The sequence below is a fragment of the Psychrobacter sp. genome, from assembly GCF_036731945.1.
GTDB lineage: Bacteria > Pseudomonadota > Gammaproteobacteria > Pseudomonadales > Moraxellaceae > Psychrobacter.
In genome coordinates, this window is record NZ_DAINDI010000128.1 from 1,051 (window position 1) to 2,399 (window position 1,349).

General features: G+C 44.3%; 2 protein-coding genes. Both read right to left on the reverse strand.

Features of this window, described 5'->3' with window-relative positions:
* Window positions 1-619 (reverse strand): hypothetical protein (locus tag V7D75_RS14585; protein WP_333615145.1); only part of this gene is annotated, 619 nt, incomplete at its 3' end.
* Between the two features lie 23 nt (window positions 620-642).
* Complete coding sequence (locus V7D75_RS14590; protein ID WP_333615146.1) at window positions 643-1,302, reverse strand: ATP-binding protein; 660 nt, start codon at window positions 1,300-1,302, stop codon at window positions 643-645.
* Window positions 1,303-1,349: the final 47 nt, after the last annotated feature.

A 1,349-nucleotide genomic window follows, 5' to 3' on the forward strand; every position in this document is an offset into this window, starting at 1 on the left:
CATTCATTGCAGCTTCGCTCTCAGCCTTTTCTTTTGACTTGGCGCTGTACTTAACCATCGCCTCAGTCACAGTATTAAAAGCTTCTGGATTGGCTGGCTGGTTATTTGCCTTCTCATGCGGTAGCTGGCGTGTATCAGCATCAAAGACGTTGAATGCTTCAGGCGCACCGCGCTTTACTTCATACTTCGTTTTATGAAAGTAATATCTATCGGTTAAGAACATACCGACTTTCTTGCCAGCCAGTTCAGGCGCAACCATACCGCTGACCGTCACGTCTTTTTGCTGATCGTGGTTGTACTCTTGGTACTGTCCTTGCACTTGTGATAGCGATGGGGTGTTGGTGCAAAGCATCATTGCGTTAATGATATTTTCACCAGACCAGCTTCTGCCTGATTCGTCCGCGTAAGGGATTTCAATCATAGCGGTCGATTTATCCGCATTCATGATATGAACCGTCAGGTTATGAACTGCCGGATTCATACGGTTATTGGTTTTCCAAGCTGCGCTAATGATTTTATAAACATCGCTGGTATCACCAGTGATATAGTTTGATTGACCGACTTTAGCGGCTTTTGATTTATCCAACTGCCAAAAAGCTTGTTGTGATTGCTGATTCATGGGTGTATCTCCTGATTAAAAAATTAAGCCTGTTCTGGCTGTTGATTGGGGTTTTTGGCAATGCCGTAGTAGTCGCATATCGCGTCATCTACCGCGTTAAGGTCGTTTGGGATTAGTTCGGACTGGAACATATCTTCAGGACTTTTGACAGTGTTAAAGCCGTTGTTTTGGGTCATAAAGAAGTGCTGGCTATCTTGTACTGTGGTTTGCAGTACCATTGTGACCATACCTTCTAAGACGATCTTGTCATCGAGCATCTTGCCAATGGTTTTAATCTTGCTTCTGCCATTATCCTCTTGGATATGAGATAGGATATAAACGCGCTTGTTGTCCGGCACTTCGCGAATAGCAGTGTTAAGTATCGACCAGGCGTTATAAGCCATGATGTTGTAGCGCTGAAATGCCGCGTCACCAGTAAATTTTTGATTAGCGCCGCCGATATATTCATTGCCCATGACGTACTGAAAATCATCGATAACAATGATTGGCGCTTGCGATTGCAATAAAACTTGTTTGATACGCTCAGCGTTATCCGTCGCAATTTTCTTAAAATCGTGCCCGCCGCGAAACGGCAATGGCTTGTTGTTGACGTTAATCACACCTACCAACTTTGGGTCTAAGTGCTTTAGGCTGAACGACTTACCTTCGCCTGAGTTTCCGAGCACAAAAGTAGTAATAGCCATTAGATATTCTCCTCACCAAGACCAAACACGCTATCAAACTGCGCTAA

Excerpts from the sequence above, each read along its gene's own strand:
- V7D75_RS14590 (WP_333615146.1), bottom strand. The coding sequence starts at position 1,302 with ATGGCTATTACTACTTTTGTGCTCGGAAACTCAGGCGAAGGTAAGTCG.